At 55.5% G+C, this 16,317-nt stretch carries 15 protein-coding genes; 13 read left to right on the top strand and 2 right to left on the bottom strand.

Features of this window, described 5'->3' with window-relative positions; genetic code table 11:
* Positions 1 to 325 precede the first annotated feature (325 nt).
* A complete protein-coding gene (gene rne / locus ACMGGR_RS13125; protein ID WP_414147063.1) occupies positions 326 to 4,240 on the bottom strand; it encodes a ribonuclease E in 3,915 nt (1,304 codons plus the stop codon).
* Positions 4,241 to 4,811: 571 nt separating this feature from the next.
* Between rne and rluC the strand changes: the two genes are divergently transcribed.
* On the top strand, positions 4,812 to 5,774 hold the full coding sequence (gene rluC / locus ACMGGR_RS13120; RefSeq protein ID WP_246758751.1) for a 23S rRNA pseudouridine(955/2504/2580) synthase RluC: 963 nt from the start codon (positions 4,812 to 4,814) through the stop codon (positions 5,772 to 5,774).
* A 108-nt stretch (positions 5,775 to 5,882) separates the two neighbouring features.
* On the opposite strand, the gene ACMGGR_RS13115 is transcribed toward rluC, so the two are convergent.
* Positions 5,883 to 6,464: a Maf family protein gene (locus tag ACMGGR_RS13115; protein WP_246758752.1), complete on the bottom strand. Its 582-nt coding sequence runs from the start codon at positions 6,462 to 6,464 to the stop codon at positions 5,883 to 5,885.
* Between the two features lie 142 nt (positions 6,465 to 6,606).
* On the opposite strand from ACMGGR_RS13115, the gene yceD reads away from it, so the two are divergent.
* From yceD to holB, 12 genes are all read left to right on the top strand, one after another.
* Positions 6,607 to 7,128 (top strand): 23S rRNA accumulation protein YceD, encoded by a 522-nt coding sequence (gene yceD / locus ACMGGR_RS13110; RefSeq protein ID WP_246758753.1) that lies wholly within the window; start codon positions 6,607 to 6,609, stop codon positions 7,126 to 7,128.
* A 14-nt stretch (positions 7,129 to 7,142) separates the two neighbouring features.
* Entirely contained in the window at positions 7,143 to 7,313 is a 171-nt protein-coding gene (gene rpmF / locus ACMGGR_RS13105; protein WP_013025362.1) for a 50S ribosomal protein L32, read from the top strand.
* 23 nt (positions 7,314 to 7,336) lie between these two features.
* Positions 7,337 to 8,371 (top strand): phosphate acyltransferase PlsX, encoded by a 1,035-nt coding sequence (gene plsX / locus ACMGGR_RS13100; protein WP_246758754.1) that lies wholly within the window; start codon positions 7,337 to 7,339, stop codon positions 8,369 to 8,371.
* 6 nt (positions 8,372 to 8,377) lie between these two features.
* On the top strand, positions 8,378 to 9,331 hold the full coding sequence (locus ACMGGR_RS13095; RefSeq protein ID WP_246758756.1) for a beta-ketoacyl-ACP synthase III: 954 nt from the start codon (positions 8,378 to 8,380) through the stop codon (positions 9,329 to 9,331).
* 16 nt (positions 9,332 to 9,347) lie between these two features.
* Entirely contained in the window at positions 9,348 to 10,277 is a 930-nt protein-coding gene (fabD, locus tag ACMGGR_RS13090) for an ACP S-malonyltransferase (RefSeq protein WP_414147062.1), read from the top strand.
* Between the two features lie 13 nt (positions 10,278 to 10,290).
* The gene (fabG, locus tag ACMGGR_RS13085; RefSeq protein ID WP_246758758.1) at positions 10,291 to 11,025 is read left to right on the top strand and encodes a 3-oxoacyl-ACP reductase FabG; all 735 of its coding nucleotides are present in this window, start codon (positions 10,291 to 10,293) and stop codon (positions 11,023 to 11,025) included.
* A gap of 154 nt (positions 11,026 to 11,179) precedes the next feature.
* Positions 11,180 to 11,416, top strand: a complete 237-nt coding sequence (gene acpP, locus ACMGGR_RS13080; RefSeq protein ID WP_124233666.1) for an acyl carrier protein — start codon at positions 11,180 to 11,182, stop codon at positions 11,414 to 11,416.
* Between the two features lie 89 nt (positions 11,417 to 11,505).
* Positions 11,506 to 12,747 carry a beta-ketoacyl-ACP synthase II gene (fabF, locus tag ACMGGR_RS13075; RefSeq protein ID WP_246758759.1) on the top strand — a complete coding sequence of 414 codons (1,242 nt, stop codon included), beginning with the start codon at positions 11,506 to 11,508 and terminating at the stop codon, positions 12,745 to 12,747.
* 125 nt (positions 12,748 to 12,872) lie between these two features.
* On the top strand, positions 12,873 to 13,688 hold the full coding sequence (gene pabC / locus ACMGGR_RS13070; RefSeq protein WP_414147061.1) for an aminodeoxychorismate lyase: 816 nt from the start codon (positions 12,873 to 12,875) through the stop codon (positions 13,686 to 13,688).
* A complete protein-coding gene (mltG, locus tag ACMGGR_RS13065; RefSeq protein ID WP_414147060.1) occupies positions 13,685 to 14,704 on the top strand; it encodes an endolytic transglycosylase MltG in 1,020 nt (339 codons plus the stop codon). Before pabC ends, mltG begins: the two co-directional genes overlap by 4 nt.
* Positions 14,694 to 15,326, top strand: a complete 633-nt coding sequence (tmk, locus tag ACMGGR_RS13060; RefSeq protein ID WP_414147059.1) for a dTMP kinase — start codon at positions 14,694 to 14,696, stop codon at positions 15,324 to 15,326. The genes mltG and tmk overlap by 11 nt, the downstream gene beginning before the upstream one ends.
* Positions 15,323 to 16,315, top strand: a complete 993-nt coding sequence (gene holB, locus ACMGGR_RS13055; protein WP_246758764.1) for a DNA polymerase III subunit delta' — start codon at positions 15,323 to 15,325, stop codon at positions 16,313 to 16,315. Before tmk ends, holB begins: the two co-directional genes overlap by 4 nt.
* The last annotated feature ends 2 nt before the right edge of the window (positions 16,316 to 16,317 follow it).

Here is a 16,317-nt window from a genome sequence, read left to right as displayed (position 1 = left end):
AGCTAAAAAAGCCTCGGTTATCTCGCTGGCAGGCGGCTAAAAAAAATCTCGGTCTCTTCGCTGGGAGGCAGCTAAAAAAGCCTCAGTTATCTCGCTGACAGGCGGCTAAAAAAAATCTCGGTCTCTTCACTGGGAGGCAGCTAAAAAAGCCTCAGTTATCTCGCTGGCAGGTAGCCAAAAAGCCTCGGTCACCTTGCTGGCAGGTAGCTAAAAAAGCCTCGGTTATCTCGCTGGCAGGTAGCCCAAAAAACCTCGGTCACTTTGCTGGCAGGCAGCCAAAAAAAAGCCCCGGTCAGTGACCAGGGCTTTTTATCAGCGGGAACTGCTACGGGCGCGTAGCCGGTGCAGTTGCCTGATGCGTTGCAGCGTGACCGCCCGCAGAACCCTTGCCTTCAAAGTTAAAAGCAGGACGAACCCAGTCGCTGTGACGGGCTGGCTCTTGCTGATAATCCGGCGCTGGCGCTTTGGTCATCGGTGCCGTAGCGTGATGCTTGAACGCTGGAACCGCGGTTTCCGACTGCGCTTTTACCACGCTTTCCGCTGGCGCCGGTGCCTGCTGCACAGGCGCAGCATCGACCGGTGCCTGTAGCTTAGCTGGCGCAGCGGAAGCAAACGATCCGCGCGCAGCTTCAGGCTGAGCAGGTGACTCAGGCGTCGCTTCGTGCTGAACCGGTGCCGCAGGCGCGGTCGCTTCAGCCTGAGTCGCTGCTGCAGGCGCCGCTTCATGCTGAGCCGGTGCCTCAGGCGCGGTAGCTTCTGACTGAGCTGCTGCATGCTGTGCAGCAGGAGTAGTCGCTTCAGCCTGAGCCGCTGCTACAGGTGCCGCTTCATGCTGTGCAGCAGGGGTAGTCGCTTCAACCTGAGCCGCTGCTACAGGTGCCGCTTTTTGCTGAGCCGGTACCGCAGGCGTAGTTGCTTCAGTCTGAGCTGCTACAGGTGCCGCTTCTTGCTGAGCAGATGCCGCAGGGGTAGTCGCTTCAGCCTGAGCTGCTACAGGTGCCGCTTCGTGCTGAGCAGATGCTGCTGGTGTGCTAGCTTCAGGCTGGGCAGAAGCTACTGGCGCAGGCGAGGCCGCAGGTGCAGAAGCATACGTCTGTGCTGCCGCAGCAGCAGGTTCGTCGCGGGCGGGCACTGGTGCATGAGGCTCGGTAGTAGTAACAGGTTCTTCCGTTACTTCCGGCGCGTTCAGCACTTCTTCAACCTGACGTGCAGTTTCTGCATTAACATCCGTTGCAGAAGTTACGGCTGGCGTCTGCGCAACCGGCGCTTCTTCAGCCACGCCCTGCGGGCGGATGTCGGCCTGGCCCTGGTCGGCCGGGAAAGCCTGCTGTGCAACAGCTTCAGCCGCTTTTTCGTCAGCGCCCGAAATAACCGCAGGCTCTTCGTTCACCGGAGCGTCGATAGCGTCGGTGCTGTCAGCGATGACCGGTGCTGCAAAAGCCGCGGTCTCAGCAACGGTAGCTGGCTCCTGTTGTGGCTCGGCGATGTGCACCGGCTGCGCTTCGTCCTGCACTTCCTGAGACAGCGTTTCAGCAAGGGCGTCTTCATGACCGTAATCCGGCACGACAGACTGCTCGATTTCATTGTCGTCAGAAACGTGCGCTACCGGATAAGAGACCCATACCTTACCTGAAGCCATTTCCGGAGAAGCGGCAGCAAAGGTTAGCGGCATCGGTGACTGATTTGGATAACGCTCGTCACGATAGCGACGACGGCGCTGGCCGCTGACGCGCAGATGGCGTGGCGAACGGCGTGAACGACGCGGCATGCTGTTGCTGTCGCGATCTTCATCTTCCGCCTCGGTAACATCTGACGCGTTAGTCAGAGCTGGCTGCTCTTCAGCGGAATCCGGCTCGGCTGGCGCGAAAGAGCGGGCGGCGGTTTGCTCGGCCGTTTCAATACGCACTTTTTGATTGAGCTGGCGCGGCTTGCGACGCGGCATAACCTGCACCGTCTCTTCGCTTTGCTCGGTTGCGGCTTCCGCTTCCATTACCGGTGCGGTTTCAGCAACTTTCTCTTCCTGCGCGGCCAGGCGTTTTTCTTCCTGGCGACGTTTACGTTCAGCACGCTGTTCGCGACGCTGCTGTTGCTGCTCTTCGCGCTGCTGGTTACGCACTTCTTCGCTGACTGGCGCATCTGCCTGTGGCGCAGCAACGTTACGCTTGTTGCGACGATTATCTTCACGCGCTTCCGCGTTTGGATCGATGTCGCGTACCATGCGCTCGTTACGGTTAGAGTTGCGGTCGTTACGGTTGTTGTTGCGATCGTTAGTGCGTTCGCCATTGCGATCGTTATTACGCTCGTTACGTTCGCCGTTGCGATCGTTGTTGCGTTCGCTACGGTCACCATAACGCTCGCTGTTGTTACGATCGCGGCGGTTATTCTGGCGACGGTTGTTGCGGCGTTCGCTGCGCGGTGGCGCGGCTTCCGGCGCTTTTTCTTCTTCCACTACTGCTTCAGGCTGCGGCTGCTCAACAGGTTTTTCTTCACCCGCGAACATTTTCTTCAGGCCACGAAGGAAGCGACCAACCAGACCAGGCTCATTGCCCGGTGCGGCAACAGCGGCAGGCTGAGGAGCAGCCACCGGCTCGGCTGGCGCAGCAGCTGGCGCTTCCTGCGGTGCAGGTGGCGCATCCGGCATAACAAACGCTGCCAGGGCAGGTTGTTCAGGACGCTTACGCTCGGCGTGCTCTTCTTCAGAAGGCAGCGCCATTTCCGCTTCATGCAGCTTCGGCAGATGATAGCTCAGGGTCTGCGTCTCTTCGCCACTGCGCACGCGCAGCACGGAGTAGTGTGGCGTTTCCATCTGATCGTTTGGCACGATAATGGCGCGCACGCCGCCCTGACGCTTCTCAATAGCGCTCACCGCTTCACGTTTTTCGTTCAGCAGGTAAGAAGCAATCTGAACCGGAACAATCGCGTGGACTTCTTTGGTGTTTTCTTTCAGCGCTTCTTCTTCAATCAGGCGCAGAATGGAGAGCGACAGCGATTCGTTATCGCGAATGGTGCCGGTACCGCTACAGCGAGGACAAACGTGATGGCTTGACTCACCCAGCGATGGGCTAAGGCGCTGACGAGACATCTCCAGCAGGCCGAAGCGTGAAATATGGCTGATTTGAATACGGGCACGATCCTGACGCACCGCTTCGCGCAGGCGGTTTTCTACCGCGCGCTGGTGGCGAACCGGCGTCATATCGATAAAGTCGATAACGATCAGGCCGCCCAGATCGCGCAGGCGCAGCTGGCGGGCGATTTCGTCTGCCGCTTCCAGGTTAGTATTAAATGCCGTTTCTTCGATGTCGCCACCGCGGGTAGCGCGAGCGGAGTTGATATCAATCGCGGTCAGCGCTTCGGTGCTGTCGATAACGATAGAGCCGCCGGACGGCAGGCGCACTTCACGCTGGAAGGCCGACTCGATTTGCGACTCGATCTGATAGTGGCTGAACAGCGGGATTTCACCGGTGTAGAGCTTAATTTTACTGCTGAAATCCGGACGGCCCAGCGCGGCGATATGCTGGCGAGCCAGCTCCAGCACTTTCGGGTTATCAATCAGGATTTCGCCGATGTCCTGGCGCAGATAGTCGCGGAACGCGCGAACGATGACGTTGCTTTCCTGATGGATCAGAAAGGGAGCAGGGCGGCTGTCGGCGGCTTTTTTGATGGCTTCCCAGTGCTTCATACGGAAGCTCAGATCCCACTGCAGCGCCTCGGCTGACTTGCCAACGCCGGCGGTGCGAACGATAAGACCCATGCCTTCCGGCAGCTCCAGCGCGGAAAGCGCCTCTTTCAGCTCGGTGCGGTCATCGCCTTCAATACGACGTGAAATACCGCCAGCGCGCGGGTTATTTGGCATCAGAACCAGATAGCTACCGGCCAGGCTAATAAAGGTGGTTAACGCCGCGCCTTTATTACCGCGCTCTTCTTTATCGATCTGAACAATGACTTCCTGGCCTTCACGCAGCACGTCTTTAATATTTGGGCGGCCGTGAGAAGAATAGTTAGCAGGAAAGTTTTCGCGGGAGATTTCTTTCAGAGGGAGAAAACCGTGTCTTTCAGCGCCGTAATCAACAAAGGCGGCTTCCAGACTTGGCTCAATGCGGGTAATTTTACCTTTATAGATGTTCGCTTTTTTCTGTTCGTGTCCGGGGCTTTCAATATCCAGATCGTACAGGCGTTGTCCATCCACGAGGGCAACACGCAACTCCTCCTGTTGAGTTGCGTTGATCAACATTCTTTTCATCGTAACTTACTCATTATTCTTACATTAGTGACAAAGCTACGGGCAATAGTAACGCTGGACGCTTCTGACCGATGGCCCCGTGTCTCATCGCAAAGCCGTCAACCTCCCGGTTATCGGCGGCTCAAGGGGCGCAAAATCTCGGTAGCCTGTTTTTCATCTGGAAAACAGCGCATTTATTAAAGAAGGGAAACCGCCAGAACTAACCAGAGTGAACCCATCCCGTCTTGTCGTCCAGGCTGCAACCCGCAGCCCGCTAAATGCCTGATTGCACAATACGTCTTACGCCATTGCTGCGTGTATGGGCTATCCGGCAAAATCTCTTATAACGCTTTTTTCTCGTTTCACAAGGATTAACCAGGAAAACGGAATCATTATTCCATCGCTAAGCTTGTGATAGCAAGGTGACTTTTCCCGCTCTGCGAAGTTTATTCCAGCAATTCAGACGATTTGCAGCGCTTTTCAGCAAATTGCCTAAAAAACAGTCTTAAACTCTGGCAGGATAAGGTCACTGTCAGTTAAGCACAGAAAAAGAAGTGGCGCTATCCTGGCGCTCTATTTAGAATCGCGAACCATGAAAACCAATACTCCTGCAGTACAAATGGTGACGATTTCCGCTGATGAAGCGGGACAGCGCATCGACAATTTTTTACGCACGCAGCTTAAAGGCGTGCCAAAAAGCATGATTTATCGCATTTTGCGCAAGGGCGAGGTGCGCGTTAATAAAGGTCGAATTAAGCCAGAATATAAGCTGGAAGCGGGGGATGAAGTGCGTATTCCTCCGGTACGCGTCGCCGAGCGGGAAGAAGCCGCGGTTTCGCCAAAGCTGGACAAGGTTGCCGCGCTTGCTCACGCCATTATCTATGAAGACGATCATATTCTGGTGATGAACAAGCCATCAGGCACGGCCGTCCACGGTGGCAGCGGGCTGAGCTTCGGCGTGATTGAAGGGCTGCGCGCGCTGCGTCCTGAGGCGCGCTTTCTGGAGCTGGTGCACCGCCTCGATCGCGATACCTCGGGCATTCTGCTGGTGGCCAAAAAGCGTTCCGCGCTGCGTTCGCTGCATGAGCAGCTACGTGAAAAAGGCATGCAAAAAGATTATCTGGCGCTGGTGCGCGGTTCGTGGCCTTCCCATATCAAGGCCGTGCAGGCACCGCTGCTGAAAAATATTCTGCAAAGCGGCGAGCGTATAGTGCGCGTCAGCAGCGAAGGCAAACCGTCGGAAACGCGTTTTAAAGTAGAAGAGCGCTACGCCAAAGCCACGCTGGTAAAAGCCAGTCCGATTACCGGGCGCACACATCAGATCCGTGTCCATACGCTGCATGCGGGTCATCCGATTGCCTTTGATGACCGCTACGGCGAGCGGGATTTCGACGCCCAGCTGGCAGGTACGGGACTTAAAAGGCTTTTTCTGCACGCGGCTGCGCTGAAGTTCACCCATCCTAATACCGGCGAAGTAATGCGGGTTGAAGCTCCGCTGGATGATGAACTTAAACATTGCCTGGCGGTATTAAGGAAAACATCGCCGGATAAGTAACAGGCTGTATTGCAGGCTTTCTCAGATTAATCATTGTTTTTAAGCACGGCGGCTGGCGTCCTCACGTCGAGAACGATTTGCGCATGGAAGCGCGGCTCTCACCACATCTCACTCCAGCGGATTCACGCCCGCCTCACGCAGCATCTCGCAAAGCGCTATCAGCGGCAGTCCTACCAGCGTATTAGGATCGCGGCCGGTTAACCGATCGAACAGCGTTATTCCCAGCCCTTCGCTTTTAAAGCTTCCCGCACAGTTAAGCGGCTGCTCTTTATCAACATAGTTAATGATTTCTTCTTCACTTAATAATCTGAAATCCACGCTAAAGGGTTCACAAATCACCTTCAGGTTATTATTTCGACTGTCAAAAAGCGCCAGCCCTGTATAAAAAATCACGCTGTGCCCGCTGGCCTGACGTAATTGCGCGCAGGCCTTCTCTTTAGTATGAGGTTTTCCGGTTATTTTACCGTCAATCACGCAAACCTGATCGGAGCCTATAATCAAATGGGCAGGGTAGTTAACGGCCAGCGCACGCGCTTTGGCAGCGGCAAGTCGCTGTACTAAATCTGTTGCCGATTCATTAGGTTGTGGTGTTTCATCCACGTCTGGCGCAGCAGTAATAAAGGGCATGCCTAGCTTCTCAAGCAGCACTTTTCTGAAAGGGGAAGTTGAAGCCAGAACCAGCTGTGTCATAATTTTTTCCGGAATAGATAGCGCAGGAGTGCAGGACATTTTAAACTATGCGCCGCACTGGATGCGAATAATGGGTGAAAGATGCTGTAAAACGGCCTTTTTCTTTGACTCTATCTCGTTACAAAGTTAATATGCGCGCCCTATGCAAAAGGTAAAATTACCCCTGACTCTCGATCCGGTTCGCACCGCTCAGAAGCGCCTGGATTACCAGGGCGTTTACACCCCTGAACAGGTGGAGCGTCTTGCCGAATCGGTAGTGAGTGTGGACAGTGATGTAGATTGTACGATGTCGTTCGCGATCGACAATCAGCGTTTAGCCGTGCTGAATGGCACTGCTGCGGTTTCCGTTACGCTGTCTTGTCAACGCTGCGGCCAGTCCTTTCCGCATGCCGTCCACGTAACGTATTGCTTCAGCCCGGTCGTCACTGACGAACAGGCAGAGGCACTGCCGGAAGCGTACGAGCCGGTCAACGTCAACGAGTTTGGCGAAATTGATCTGCTGGCGGTGGTAGAAGATGAACTCATCCTCGCCCTGCCTGTCGTTCCGGTGCATGATTCTGAACACTGTGAAGTGTCCGAGGCGGACATGGTCTTTGGCAAGTTGCCTGCAGAGGCGGAAAAACCAAACCCATTTGCCGTATTAGCCAGTTTAAAGCGTAAGTAATAGGAGTAAGGTCCATGGCCGTACAACAGAATAAACCAACCCGTTCCAAACGTGGCATGCGTCGTTCACACGATGCGCTGACCACTGCCACTCTTTCCGTAGATAAAGTTTCTGGCGAAACGCATCTGCGTCACCACATCACTGCGGATGGTTACTACCGCGGTCGCAAGGTCATCGTTAAGTAATTCACGGCCCAGCCGGCGATACTTTGACACGTTTGACCCTGGCGATTGATGCCATGGGCGGGGATTTCGGTCCCTGCGTGACAGTGCCTGCGGCAATGCAGGCACTGGCATCAGACGCGCAGCTGCACCTTCTTCTGGTCGGTCATCCCGACAAAATCACGTCATTACTCGCAAAAGCTGATTCCGCCCTGCGGGAACGTCTGCAGATTATTCCTGCCGAGTCGGTTATTGCCAGTGATGCCAGGCCTGCCCAGGCGATACGCCACAGCCGGGGTACCTCCATGCGCGTGGCGCTTGAGCTGGTGAAAGAGGGGCGGGCAGAAGCCTGCATCAGTGCCGGTAACACAGGTGCACTGATGGGGCTGGCTAAACTTGTGCTTGGGCCGTTAAACGGCATTGAGCGTCCGGCACTGATGACCGTGCTGCCTAACGTACAGGCAGGTAAAACGGTGGTGCTGGATTTAGGCGCTAACGTCGACGCAACCAGCGCCATGCTGGTGCAGTTCGCCGTGATGGGGGCGGTAATGGCAGAAGATATGCTGTCCGTTACGCGTCCTCGCGTGGCGCTGCTCAATATCGGTCAGGAAGAGACCAAAGGTTTAGACAGTATCCGGGACGCCGCAACTATTCTGCGAGAGTCGCCGGAAATTAACTATATTGGATACCTCGAAGGCAACGAACTTCTTACCGGCAAAACAGACGTCCTTGTGTGCGATGGTTTCATCGGCAACGTGACGTTAAAGACTATGGAAGGCGTGGTAAGAGTGTTTCTTTCGCTGTTGCAATCACAAGGCGAAGGTAAAAAAAGGGCCTGGTGGCTGTCGCTGTTAGGACGTTTTGTCAAAAAACGCCTGGCGAAGCGGTTCGGCCAGCTCGACCCTGACCAGTACAATGGCGCCTGCCTGTTGGGGCTACGCAAAACCGTGGTAAAAAGCCACGGCGCTGCCAGCCAGCACGCATTTGTTGCGGCAATAAAACAGGCAGAGCAGGCGGTGCGGCGGCAACTTCCCGAGCGGATTGCCGCCCGCCTTGAAACTGTATTACCTAAGAGTGACTGAGCGTACATGTATACGAAGATTATCGGTACGGGCAGCTATCTGCCCGAACAGGTGCGGACTAACGCCGATCTGGAAAAAATGGTGGATACCTCGGACGAGTGGATTGTCACACGAACCGGTATCCGTGAACGTCGTATTGCAGCAGCAGACGAAACCGTGGCCACGATGGGTTTCCACGCCGCGGAACGCGCACTGGAAATGGCGGGTATCGACAAAAACGATATTGGCCTGATTGTGGTGGCGACCACCTCTTCCAGCCACGCGTTTCCAAGCTCTGCCTGCATGATCCAGCAGATGCTGGATATTAACGATGCGGCTTCCTTCGATCTGGCTGCCGCCTGTGCTGGTTTCACCTACGCGCTGAGCGTGGCCGATCAGTACATCAAAAACGGCGCGGTAAAAAATGCGCTGGTGATCGGTGCTGACGCGCTGGCGCGCACGCTCGATCCTGAGGATCGCGGCACCATCATCCTGTTTGGCGATGGCGCAGGCGCGGTAGTATTAGGTGCGAGCGAAGAGCCAGGCATCATTTCTACCCATCTGCATGCAGATGGCCGCTATGGTCAGCTTCTCTCTCTCGCCAATCAGGATCGTGAGCACCAGGATCAGCCTTCGTACCTCAAAATGGCCGGTAACGAAGTGTTTAAAGTTGCGGTGACGGAGCTGGCGCACATCGTTGAAGAAACGCTGAAAGCCAATAACCTGGAGCGCGAAGCTATCGACTGGCTGGTGCCGCATCAGGCTAATCTGCGCATTATCAGCGCAACCGCGCGCAAGCTGGGCATGGAGATGGATAAAGTGGTGGTCACGCTCGATCGTCACGGCAACACCTCTGCCGCTTCCGTGCCGTCTGCACTGGACGAAGCGGTGCGCGACGGTCGGATTAAACCGGGCCAGCTGATTCTGCTGGAAGCCTTTGGTGGCGGGTTCACCTGGGGTTCGGCGCTGGTTCGTTTTTGATTAACAGGATAGAACAATGACGCAATTTGCAATGGTTTTCCCGGGACAGGGATCGCAGACGGTGGGCATGCTGGCCGAACTGGCCGCTGAAAATCCGCTGGTTGAACAAACTTTTGGCGAAGCTTCCGCCGCGCTGGGTTACGACCTGTGGGCGCTGGTGCAGAACGGTCCTGCTGAAGAACTGAACAAAACCTGGCAGACCCAGCCCGCTTTACTGGCTGCATCTGTTGCTATTTTCCGCGTTTGGCAGGAAAAAGGCGGATCTGCGCCAGCAATGCTGGCAGGACACAGCCTTGGCGAGTATAGTGCGCTGGTTTGCGCAGGCGTGATCGATTTTAAAGACGCCATTAAGCTGGTTGAACTGCGCGGCAAACTGATGCAGGAAGCGGTTCCGGAAGGAACGGGCGCCATGCAGGCGATTATCGGCCTGGACGACGCCTCTATCGCCAAAGCCTGTGAAGACGCGGCGCAGGGCGAGGTTGTCTCGCCGGTGAACTTTAACTCACCGGGCCAGGTAGTGATTGCCGGAAATAAAGCGGCGGTGGAGCGTGCTGGTGCAGCCTGTAAGGCCGCCGGTGCCAAGCGTGCGCTGCCTTTACCGGTCAGCGTACCCTCTCACTGCGCGCTGATGAAGCCTGCGGCAGACAAGCTGGCCGTTGCGCTGGAACAGCTGACCTTCAACGCGCCGGCTATTCCGGTAGTGAACAACGTTGATGTGCGCTGCGAAACCTCGGCGGAAGCTATTCGTAGCGCGCTGGTTCGCCAGCTGTACAGCCCGGTTCGCTGGACCGAATGCGTAGAATTTATGGCGCAGCAGGGCGTAACGTCACTGCTGGAAGCCGGGCCGGGTAAAGTACTGACCGGGCTGACAAAGCGAATTGTAGACACCCTGACGGCGGCACCGGTGAACGACCCGGCCAGCCTGTCAGCGGCGATCGAGCAGTAAAAAGAGGATGAAGATGAACTTCGAAGGAAAAATTGCGCTGGTAACCGGCGCGAGCCGCGGCATTGGCCGTGCGATTGCAGAAAAACTGGTCGCGGGCGGCGCGAAAGTGATCGGTACGGCGACCAGCCAGAGCGGCGCAGAAGCTATCAGCGCTTACCTGGGCAGCAATGGCAAAGGCCTGCTGCTGAATGTGACCGATAGTGCTTCTATTGAAGAAGTGCTGGGAAATATTCGCGCGGAATTTGGCGAAGTAGACATTTTAGTCAATAATGCTGGCATCACGCGTGATAATCTTCTGATGCGTATGAAGGACGATGAGTGGCAGGATATCCTGGACACTAATCTTACTTCCGTATTCCGCCTGTCAAAAGCGGTAATGCGCGCTATGATGAAGAAACGCGTAGGCCGAATTATTACCATTGGCTCCGTTGTTGGAACAATGGGTAATGCGGGCCAGGCAAACTACGCAGCAGCAAAAGCGGGTTTGATCGGCTTCAGCAAGTCACTGGCGCGGGAAGTCGCGTCACGTGGTATTACCGTTAACGTTGTGGCTCCCGGTTTCATTGAAACCGACATGACGCGTGCGCTGACTGAAGAGCAGCGTGCGGGCATTCTGGCGGGAGTGCCGGCGGGTCGTCTTGGCGACGCGCAGGAAATCGCCAGTGCCGTTGCATTTTTAGCCTCTGACGAGGCGGCGTACATCACTGGTGAAACGCTGCACGTCAATGGCGGAATGTACATGGTCTGATAATCACGAAAAGTATTTGCGTTATTTGCGGTAAAACCCGCAAAATAGCGTAAATTCGTGGTTTGACCAGCCGGGATTTAGTTGCATCTTTTTCAACATTTTATACACTACGAAAACCATCGCGAAAGCGAGTTTTGATAGGAAATTTAATAGTATGAGCACTATCGAAGAACGCGTTAAGAAAATCATTGGCGAGCAGCTTGGCGTTAAGCAGGAAGAAGTTGTTAACACTGCCTCTTTTGTAGAAGATCTGGGCGCTGATTCTCTTGATACCGTTGAGCTGGTAATGGCTCTGGAAGAAGAGTTTGATACCGAGATTCCGGACGAAGAAGCTGAGAAAATCACTACCGTTCAGGCTGCTATTGATTACATCAATGGTCACCAGGGCTAAGTGAGCATCTCCAGGCGGTCACTCGACCGCCTGAGTTTTATCTGTACGTCCCACTGATTTCCCTATTTTCCCCTCCCTGGAGGACGAACGTGTCTAAGCGTCGTGTAGTTGTGACCGGTCTTGGCATGTTGTCTCCTGTCGGCAATACCGTAGAGTCTACCTGGAATGCTCTTGTTGCCGGTCAGAGTGGCATCAGCCCGATCGACCATTTTGAAGCTAGCGCTTACGCAACGCGTTTTGCTGGCTTAGTAAAGGATTTTAACTGCGAAGAATTTATCTCGCGCAAAGATCAGCGCAAGATGGATGCTTTCATTCAATATGGAGTTGTCGCTGGCATTCAGGCCATGCAGGATTCCGGTCTGGTCATTACTGACGAAAATGCTCACCGTATCGGTGCCGCAATCGGTTCCGGTATTGGCGGTCTTGGTTTGATTGAAGAAAACCATACGTCGCTGGTTAACGGTGGCCCACGTAAAATCAGTCCTTTCTTTGTGCCTTCCACCATTGTGAACATGATCGCCGGTCACCTGACGATTATGTACGGCATGAAAGGGCCGAGCATTGCCATTTCTACCGCCTGTACTACCGGCGTCCACAACATCGGTCAGGCAGCACGTATGATTGCCTATAACGATGCGGACGTAATGCTGGCCGGCGGCGCGGAAAAGGGCAGTACGCCACTGGGCATCGGCGGCTTCGGCGCGGCGCGTGCGCTTTCAACCCGTAACGACAATCCGCAGGCGGCAAGCCGTCCGTGGGATAAAGATCGCGATGGCTTCGTGCTGGGCGACGGTGCGGGAATCGTCCTGCTGGAAGAGTATGAGCACGCTAAAAAACGCGGCGCGAAAATCTACGCTGAACTGGTAGGTTTTGGCATGAGCAGCGATGCCTATCATATGACCTCACCGCCGGAAAACGGTGCGGGCGCGGCGCTGGCGATGGAAAATGCCCTGCGTGATGCGCAGCTGTCAGCAGAGCAAATTGGCTACATCAACGCACATGGCACCTCGACGCCAGCGGGCGACATTGCAGAAGCCCAGGCCGTAAAGTCGGTCTTTGGTGCGGCGGCATCCCGCGTGATGGTCAGCTCAACGAAATCCATGACCGGTCATCTGTTAGGCGCGGCAGGCGCGGTAGAATCTATCTACTCCATCCTTGCACTGCGCGACCAGGTCATTCCGCCAACCATCAATCTGGATAATCCGGATGAAGGTTGCGATCTGGATTTTGTGCCCCACACGGCGCGTCAGGTTAAAGGTCTGGAGTATGCTCTGTGCAACTCCTTCGGTTTCGGCGGCACCAACGGCTCGCTGATTTTCCGTAAAATTTAACGACCTGCTTTTATGACAGGCCCGCCGCGCGCGGGCTTTTTTGTTTTTATACCGGTATTACCCTTTTGCGGCGACAGGTCGGGATAAGGCTTGCTGACCATAAAAACAGCGAATAAGGAACATTGATGATCTGGATAAACGGCGAGCTGCAGGAAACCATTCAGGTTAAAGACCGCGCCGTACAGTTTGGCGACGGCTGCTTTACCACGGCACGCATCATGCACGGAAAAGTTGTTGCGCTGAACGCGCACCTTAACCGTTTGCGTGAAGCCTGCGACCGACTGCTTATTCACCATGTCAACTGGCAGGTGCTGCAAAATGAAATGGTAATGGCCGCCGCCACACGTTCGGCAGGCGTGCTCAAAGTCATCGTTTCCCGCGGTGCAGGCGGACGTGGCTACAGCGCCAGCGGCTGTCAGCAGCCTTCACGCGTTATCATGCTGTCCGATTATCCTGCGCATTATCATCAACTCAGGCAGAACGGCGTAAAGCTGGCGTTAAGCTCCGTCAGGCTGGGCCGTAATCCGCTGCTGGCCGGCATAAAACATCTCAACCGGCTGGAGCAGGTATTGATCCGCACAGAGCTTGAGCAGACCGCTGCCGACGAGGCGCTGGTGCTTGACACCCGGGGGATGCTGGTGGAATGCTGTGCGGCAAATTTATTCTGGCGCGAGGGCGAAAGCGTTTATACGCCCGAGCTGACAGAATGCGGCGTAAACGGTATTCAGCGCCGGTGGGTTATCCGGCAGCTTGCCGAGCAAAATATCGCGGTCACCGAAGTCAGCGTGCCGCCCTCGGCGCTTGAAAAAGCGGACGAAATTTTTATTACTAATGCATTGATGCCGATGTTACCGGTTGCTGAAATTGAAAACCGGCGTTACGGCTCAAGAGAGCTATTCAACCGGCTCAGTAAGCTGAACGATTTTCAGGGAAATTTATGACAGTAAAAAGCAAACTTCTTGGCGGGCTGATCGCGCTGGTCATCGCAGGCACGGCCTGGAGCTACTGGCAGGTAAAACAGCTTGCCGATTCGCCTCTATCCATTAATAAAGAAGCCATTTTTACGCTACCGGCCGGTTCGGGCCGCGTCGTGCTGGAAGCAGAGCTAAACCAGCAGAAAATCATACCGCATACCGTCTGGTTTGGCTGGTTGCTCAAGCTTGAGCCGGAGCTGGCTAAGTTTAAGGCCGGGACCTACCGGTTTACCCAGGGAATGACCGTTCGCCAGATGCTGGCGCTGCTTTCCAGCGGTAAGGAAGCGCAGTTTCCCATTCGCTTTATTGAAGGTTCCAGAATGCAGGAGTGGCTGGCACAGCTGCGTGCCGCGCCTTATATCAAACATATGCTGCCGGATGATAAACTGAGTACGGTCGCCACCACGCTGAAAATCCCGCCACAGGAAGTAGAAGGCTGGTTCTATCCGGATACCTATTCCTATACGGCCAACACCACTGACGTGGCGATCCTGACGCGCGCCCACGAACAGATGGTAGAAATTGTCGATACGCTATGGCAAAGCAAAGCGGAAGGGCTGCCTTATAAAGATAAAAACGATCTGCTGACAATGGCTTCGATTGTTGAAAAAGAAACGGCGCTGGGCGATGAACGCGGCAAGGTTGCTTCGGTCTTTATCAATCGCCTGCGTATTGGGATGCGTTTGCAAACCGATCCTACGGTCATCTATGGCATGGGCGACAGCTATAAAGGCACGCTGACGCGCAAAGATCTGGAAACGCCAACGGCCTACAACACCTATGTTATCTCCGGGATGCCGCCAGGCCCTATCGCCATGCCGGGTAAAGCATCGCTGGAAGCCGCCGCGCAGCCGTTAAAAACGGACTTCCTCTACTTTGTAGCGGACGGCAAAGGTGGCCATACCTTTACCACCAACCTGGCCAGCCATAACCGTGCCGTGCAGGCCTGGCGTCTTGCGCTCAAGGAAAAAAATGAAAAGTAAATTTATCGTCATCGAAGGGCTGGAAGGCGCGGGCAAAACCACAGCGCGCGAGGCGATTGTTGCCACGCTACGCCAGCAGGGCATTAATGACATCGTCTTTACGCGCGAGCCTGGCGGTACGCCGCTGGCGGAAAAACTGCGTGAGCTGATTAAGCAGGGCATCGAAGGCGAAAAAGTGACCGATCAGGCCGAGCTGCTGATGCTCTATGCCGCACGCGTCCAGCTGGTTGAAAATGTTATTAAGCCCGCGCTGGCTCGCGGCGCATGGGTAGTAGGCGATCGCCACGATCTCTCTTCTCAGGCTTACCAGGGCGGCGGCCGCGGTATGGATACTACGCTGATGAACCAGCTGAAGCAGAGCGTGCTGGGCGATTTTGCGCCTGACTTAACGCTTTATCTGGACGTCACGCCGGAAATCGGCCTGCAGCGTGCCAGAGCCAGAGGCGAGCTGGATCGCATTGAGCAGGAGTCGCTGAACTTCTTTACCCGCACGCGCGAGCGTTATCTTGCGCTTGCCGCCGGCGATGCACGCATCAAAACGATTGATGCTACGCAAAACATTGAAGAAGTATCAGCAGCGATTAACCAGACTCTGGTGCAGTGGCTACAGGAACAGTCATGATCTGGTATCCGTGGCTAAACCAGCCTTATCGGCAAATTATCGGCCAGCACGAGGCAGGGCGCGGACATCATGCGCTACTGCTGCAGGCGCTACCGGGAATGGGCGACGCTTCGCTGGTCTGGGGCATTAGCCGCTGGTTAATGTGCCAACGTAAAGACGGACTGAAAAGCTGCGGTGAGTGCCACGCCTGTAAATTGATGCAGGCCCATACGCACCCGGACTGGTATGAACTGACGGCGGAAAAAGGGAAAAGCTCGTTAGGCATTGATGCCGTGCGCAGCGTAACGGAAAAGCTTTTTCACCACGCCCAGCAGAGCGGTTCAAAAGTCATCTGGCTGCCAAATGCCGCGCAGCTTACCGAAGCGGCCGCCAACGCAATGCTGAAAACGCTGGAAGAGCCGCCTGCCAATACCTGGTTCCTGCTTTGTTGCGAACAGCCTTCCCAGCTGCCCGCGACGCTACGTAGCCGTTGCCTGACCTTCCATCTGGCCGTACCAGACGAAGCGCAAAGCATGGGCTGGCTACAAAAGCAGAACGGTGCGCCGCAGCAGGATTGTCTGACCGCGCTGCGCCTGAGCGGTGGCGCGCCGGCCGCAGCGCTACAGCTGCTTGAAAATGGCTGGAGCGCGCGGCAGACGCTGTGCGCGGCGCTGCCTCAGGCGCTGCAGCAAGATATGCTATCCTTGCTGCCAGTACTTAACCATGACGATGCCGCGCAGCGTACAGGCTGGCTCTGCGCGCTGCTGGTGGATGCGCTTAAATGGCAGCAGGGCGGCGGAGAGTTTATCGCCAATGCCGACAGTCAGGCGCTGATTGCGCAAATTGCGCAACAGCTGCCCGCCAGCGCCCTTGATGAAAGCGTTCGCCAGTGGATGTATTGCCGGGATCGCCTGCTCAATGTGGTTGCCGTCAACCGCGAATTATTATTGACCGACCAGCTGCTGGCATGGGAGCAGATGCTGCATGCCTCGCTGGTGGGCCTGAAGTAGAG

The sequence above is a fragment of the Erwinia sp. BNK-24-b genome (genome assembly GCF_047456155.1).
GTDB classification, from domain to species: Bacteria; Pseudomonadota; Gammaproteobacteria; order Enterobacterales; family Enterobacteriaceae; genus Erwinia; species Erwinia phyllosphaerae.
Note: the sequence above shows the minus strand (reverse complement) of the source record. Positions and strands in the feature narration are given on the sequence as shown.

What these genes read in the sequence shown, in the direction of transcription:
- fabG (WP_246758758.1), top strand. Translation starts at nt 10,291, where the DNA reads ATGAACTTCGAAGGAAAAATTGCGCTGGTAACCGGCGCGAGCCGCGGC.
- rpmF (WP_013025362.1), top strand. Translation starts at nt 7,143, where the DNA reads ATGGCCGTACAACAGAATAAACCAACCCGTTCCAAACGTGGCATGCGT.
- rne (WP_414147063.1), bottom strand. Translation starts at nt 4,240, where the DNA reads ATGAAAAGAATGTTGATCAACGCAACTCAACAGGAGGAGTTGCGTGTT.
- holB (WP_246758764.1), top strand. Translation starts at nt 15,323, where the DNA reads ATGATCTGGTATCCGTGGCTAAACCAGCCTTATCGGCAAATTATCGGC.
- mltG (WP_414147060.1), top strand. Translation starts at nt 13,685, where the DNA reads ATGACAGTAAAAAGCAAACTTCTTGGCGGGCTGATCGCGCTGGTCATC.
- fabD (WP_414147062.1), top strand. Translation starts at nt 9,348, where the DNA reads ATGACGCAATTTGCAATGGTTTTCCCGGGACAGGGATCGCAGACGGTG.
- ACMGGR_RS13095 (WP_246758756.1), top strand. Translation starts at nt 8,378, where the DNA reads ATGTATACGAAGATTATCGGTACGGGCAGCTATCTGCCCGAACAGGTG.
- yceD (WP_246758753.1), top strand. Translation starts at nt 6,607, where the DNA reads ATGCAAAAGGTAAAATTACCCCTGACTCTCGATCCGGTTCGCACCGCT.
- ACMGGR_RS13115 (WP_246758752.1), bottom strand. Translation starts at nt 6,464, where the DNA reads ATGACACAGCTGGTTCTGGCTTCAACTTCCCCTTTCAGAAAAGTGCTG.
- acpP (WP_124233666.1), top strand. Translation starts at nt 11,180, where the DNA reads ATGAGCACTATCGAAGAACGCGTTAAGAAAATCATTGGCGAGCAGCTT.
- rluC (WP_246758751.1), top strand. Translation starts at nt 4,812, where the DNA reads ATGAAAACCAATACTCCTGCAGTACAAATGGTGACGATTTCCGCTGAT.
- tmk (WP_414147059.1), top strand. Translation starts at nt 14,694, where the DNA reads ATGAAAAGTAAATTTATCGTCATCGAAGGGCTGGAAGGCGCGGGCAAA.
- pabC (WP_414147061.1), top strand. Translation starts at nt 12,873, where the DNA reads ATGATCTGGATAAACGGCGAGCTGCAGGAAACCATTCAGGTTAAAGAC.